Below are 5584 nucleotides of genomic sequence, written 5' to 3'. Positions count from 1 at the left end.
TCACCCCACGTATTCCGCCTGCGTCCCGCGGTACATAGCCGCACACCCATTGAAAGTTATTCATTAAAAATCGAGCCTGCTAATCACTTTATTAACTGGCAACAGGATCCTTTTGGTAATTTTCTGGCGCGTGTCGTTTTTCCGGAGAAAGTTAAAAAACTCAACGTCGAAGTTGATTTGATTGCCGATATGACCGTGATCAATCCCTTTGATTTTTTTGTTGAAGAATACGCCAAGGATTTCCCCTTTAAGTATGATGATCAGTTAAAAAAAGAACTGATACCTTACATGGAACTGAAAGAATCCGGCCCGCAATTACGGGACTGGGTAGGACAAATAGATCGCAGTGAGAAACCCATTATCGATTTCCTTGTTGATCTTAACCAGCAATTACAAAAACACATCTCTTACCGGATACGTATGGAGCCCGGTATTCAAAGCTGTGAAGAAACACTTGGAACCGCCAGTGGTTCCTGTCGCGACAGCGGCTGGTTGTTGGTACAGATATTACGTCATTTAGGCCTGGCGGCTCGCTTTGTTTCGGGCTACCTGATCCAGTTGACGGCCGACCAGAAATCCCTGGATGGACCATCCGGTCCGGAAAAAGATTTTACCGACTTGCATGCCTGGTGCGAAGTTTATATACCAGGTGCAGGCTGGGCCGGCCTTGATCCCACTTCAGGATTGTTTGCGGGTGAAGGTCACATTCCACTGGCCTGCACGCCAGACCCGGTCAGTGCCGCGCCAGTTACCGGTCGTACCGACAAATGTGAAACGGAATTTTATTTTCACAACGAAGTACAACGCATCCATGAAGACCCTCGTGTTACCAAACCATATACCACCGAACAATGGGCATCCATTAATGCTCTGGGTCAGTCAGTAGATGAAGAGCTGGAAAATGGCGATGTTCGCTTAACCATGGGCGGCGAACCAACCTTTGTGTCCATTGATGATATGGAATCCGCACAATGGAATACCGCCGCATTGGGCAAACACAAACTGGAACGGGCTCATGATTTATTTGAACGCTTAAGCCACCAGTATGGTGCCGGTGGTTTACTGCATTATGGTCAGGGTAAGTGGTATCCGGGCGAGCCGCTGCCGCGTTGGGCTTTGAATTATTACTGGCGCAAGGATGGCAAGCCGATCTGGCAAAATAACAAGTTAGTGCTGAAAGATGACGACACCAGCGCTTTCACCATTGAAGACACTGAAAAATTTGCTAAAAAGCTCGCGCAGGCGGTGGGCCTGTCGACACGTTTTCTCGTGCCCGGTTATGAAGATGCCGTTTACTATTTGTGGAAAGAAGGCAGCCTGCCGGATAACCTCGATCCTTTAAAGCATAAATTAAAGAAAACGGACGAACGTCGCAAGCTACTGGAAAAACTGGAAGCCGGTATTGATGAAGCCAAAGGCTTTGCCCTGCCAGTGCAATGGAATGAAAAAAGCAAACAATGGCAAAGTAGCCAGTGGACTTTTCGCCGCAAACATATGTACTTAATTCCCGGTGACTCACCGATGGGCTTGCGTTTGCCACTGGAAGCCCTGCCCTGGGAAAAAGATAAAGAACAACAACACGAACAAAGCCTGTTCCAACCATTACCTGCACTGGGAGATTACTACGGTGAAGTAGCCCGGCGTTTCAGTCATGTCAACGGAAGCTTTCCCGCGCCGGAAGAAATCGTCGAGCAGGACAGCGCCGACAGCGAACATCCGAAAAAGATTATTCACACAGCGCTCTGCATAGAACTGCGCGACAGGCAACTTTATATATTCATGCCACCATTAACGCACCTGGAACATTACCTCGACCTGGTGGCCAGCATCGAATCGGTTGCCGAATCACTTAACATTCCCGTGCGCATCGAAGGCTACCCGCCCCCCAAAGATTATCGCGTGAATATGTTTTCAGTGACGCCGGATCCTGGTGTTATCGAAGTGAACATTCATCCCGCTCACAGCTGGCAGGAGCTGTCAGACAATACGTTTATCCTGTATGAACAGGCACGCCAGGCCAGGCTGGCCACAGAAAAATTTATGCTCGACGGTCGTCACACCGGCACCGGCGGCGGCAACCATGTCACCATCGGTGGTCTAAAACCAGCGGACAGTCCCATTCTGCGTCGCCCTGACCTGCTACAAAGCCTGGTCACCTACTGGCAGCACCATCCAGGGCTATCTTATATGTTTTCCGGTTTATTCATCGGCCCTACCAGCCAGGCACCTCGCGTAGATGAAGCCAAGGACGACAGTCTTTATGAGCTGGAAATCGCCTTTCAGCAAATGCCGGAAGGTGAAGTTCCCGAACCGTGGTTAGTGGATCGTTTACTAAGAAATCTGCTGGTTGATCTCACCGGGAATACGCATCGTGCCGAATTTTGTATTGATAAACTTTATTCACCCGCTTCGACGACAGGTCGTTTGGGTATTGTGGAATTTCGTGCTTTTGAAATGCCACCCCATGCACAAATGAGCCTGGTACAAATGTTATTGCTGCGCATTTTAATGGCCCGCTTCTGGAAGCAACCCTACAAACACAAGCTAGTACGTTGGGGCACCGAACTGCACGATCGCTTCATGCTGCCCCATTATGTCTGGTCGGATATTAAAGACGTGGTTGAAGACATGCAACGTGCCGGGTATCCGTTCAAACTGGAATGGCTGGCGCCGTTCCTGGAGTTTCGTTTCCCCCATTGCGGAACCGTGCACATTAAGGATATTAAAATTGAACTACAGGTCGCTATTGAACCATGGAATGTGCTGGGTGAAGAAGTCAGCAACCTGGGCACTGCTCGTTTCGTGGATTCATCCGTGGAACGCTTGCAGGTCAAGGTCAATGGCTTAACGGATTCGCGTTATGTCGTCGTATGCAATGGCCGCCGTGTACCATTACACAATACAGGTACTCATGGTGAATATGTAGCGGGTATACGATATCGTGCCTGGCAGCCGCCATCGGCACTACATCCCACCATTGGCATACACTCACCCCTGGTGATGGATATCATCGATACCTGGAATGGCCGATCCATTGGAGGTTGCCAGTATCATGTTGCCCATCCCGGTGGCCGGCATTACGAAGCATTCCCCGTCAACGCCTACGAAGCAGAAACCCGCCGCATCAGCCGTTTCTGGGGATTCGGCCATACACCGGGGGTATTACAGGTGCCGCCGGACACTGCTTCAATGGGTAAATTTTATCCAGAAGGTCATCCTCCCGGCCCCATGTCACCTCCCGCAGAAGAGATCAATCAGGAATATCCGTATACTTTGGACTTACGCCGCCAGTCCAACGGTTAAACCGTATCGCCACCAAACTGGCTCAAATAATGCTTTGATAGTTAAAGGAAATGTGTGTAATTCGCACTACCACGGCGATTATTTCAGTTTAGATTTTCATTAACCTGATAGTGGAAAGCCTGTAGGATAATAAGAAACAGAATTAAATACGTGCCAATGAAACTCGTTGACGAAAATCCCACCGCAAACACCTTGTGGTATCAGACCCCCGCTGATGCCTATGACGAGATGTGGTCGGCGGAAAACAAGCCTCATCCGCACTGGCAATATTTTATTGAGTCACTACAAAGTCTGGGACTGGATGAAATGCATCGCCGCCGCGGCGAGGCGCAACGCATCCTGCGGGAAAATGGTGTTACCTATAATGTCTATGGCGATCCCAATGGATTGAACCGTCCCTGGGAACTGGATCCAATCCCCTTTTTAATCAGCAGCGAAGAATGGTCCAGCATCGAACAGGGCCTGGTGCAACGCGCCGAGTTAATGAACCTGCTTCTAAAAGACATTTATGGGCCTCGGCAACTGATCAAGAAAGGCATATTACCCCTTGAACTTATATATAGTCATAACGGATTTTTAAGACCCTGTGATCAGGTCACGCTGCCGGGCGAACACCAGTTAATTGTATATGCTGCTGACATGGCGCGTGGTCCGGACAACCAGATGTGGATAGTGGGGGATCGCAGCCAGGCACCTTCCGGGGCCGGCTATGCACTGGAAAACCGCATGGCCATGACACGTATCTTGCCCAGCTTATTCCGCGACTGTAACGTGCATCGCCTGGCAATGTTTTTCCATTCCTTGCGCAGTAGTCTTGCATCAATTGCACCGCAACAAAAAGATGACCTCAATATAGTGGTAATGACACCGGGGCCGCGCAACGAAACTTATTTTGAACACGCCTATCTGGCGGCTTACCTGGGTTATACACTGGTACAGGGGGATGATCTCTCGGTACGCGATGGCAAAGTCTGGGTAAGATCACTGGGTGGCCTGGACCCCGTTGATGTTATCCTGCGCCGGGTGGATGCCAGCTACTGTGATCCACTGGAGTTACGCGCTGATTCCATGCTGGGTGTACCGGGCCTGCTGGAAGTTGCACGTCGCGGCAACGTTGCTATCGCGAATCCCCTGGGTAGTAGCATCCTGGAAAATCCGGGATTAATACCCTTCTTACCCAAGATCGCGCAACATTTTCTGGGACAGGAATTAAGACTGCCATCGGTTGCGACCTGGTGGTGCGGACAGAAAAAAGAACGAGATCATGTCCTGGCAAACCTCGATAAACTGGTGATTAAACCACTCTACCGACATCCTTCGTCACGGCCAATGTTCGGACCGTTACTCAGTAAAAAAGAACTGGCTAATTTAAAAGCCCGTATACTGTCCAGGCCCGACAATTATGTAGGACAACAACGCGTAAGTTTTTCCTCCACACCATCACTGATCAACGGCACACTGGAACCTCGGCAGTCTATTATTCGCAGCTTTATGGTGGCCCGGGAGAATGATTACCTGGTGATGCCCGGTGGACTAACCCGTGTCGCGGTAGAAAAAGACAAGTATATCGTCTCCAACCAGGCCGGTGGTATCAGTAAGGATACCTGGGTACTGGCTTCAGAACCCGAAAAGCAGGTCAGTCTCTGGCTGCAACCGTCACCCGATCAGATTACGTCTGCCAGCATTTCCAATATTCCTTCCCGTACCGCAGACAACCTGTACTGGGTTGGACGTTATGCGGAACGTGCCGAAGACAGCGCGCGTTACTTGCGGATCGTTGTTCAGAAACTGTTGCAGTCAGAAAAACAGACTGATGGTAATGAATCGGTCAGTGTACGCAATTTACTGCGTTCTTTAACGCATATCACCACCACCTATCCTGGTTTTGTTGCTGAAGAAAACGAAGAATTATTGGCCAATCCCAATGAAGAATTACTGGCCATTACACTGGACTCCAAACGCACCGGAGGCCTATCCAATACTATTACTACACTGATCCAGGCTGCCTATGGTGTGCGCGACCGCTGGTCGACGGATACCTGGCGAGTGATGGACGACATTACCGAAGAATGGCTGGAGCGTTCAGTGAGAAACAATATCAGCCTGATCGAGCTGCAGGACATGCTGGACCAGATTATCACTTCACTGGTGGCGCTATCTGGATTGACCAGCGAAAGCATGACCCGTGAACAGGGCTGGCGATTCCTTGACATTGGGCGCCGAATCGAACGCAGCTTGATGATTATCTCGATCATGCGCACGCTATCCGTACCGACCCATG

2 protein-coding genes are annotated in these 5584 nt (G+C 50.1%); both read left to right on the top strand.

Translation table 11 applies throughout. From position 1 onward, the window contains the following. Positions 1-3303: transglutaminase family protein (locus ACWVCM_RS15900; protein WP_455202749.1), on the top strand; the 3303-nt coding region annotated here is incomplete at its 5' end. 156 nt (positions 3304-3459) lie between these two features. After that, on the top strand, positions 3460-5584 hold a 2125-nt coding region (locus ACWVCM_RS15895), incomplete at its 3' end, for a circularly permuted type 2 ATP-grasp protein (RefSeq protein WP_455202750.1).

It is taken from the genome of Kaarinaea lacus (assembly GCF_975902315.1).
The sequence above is the reverse complement of the archived record's forward strand: the minus strand, read 5'-3'. Positions and strand labels throughout refer to the sequence as shown.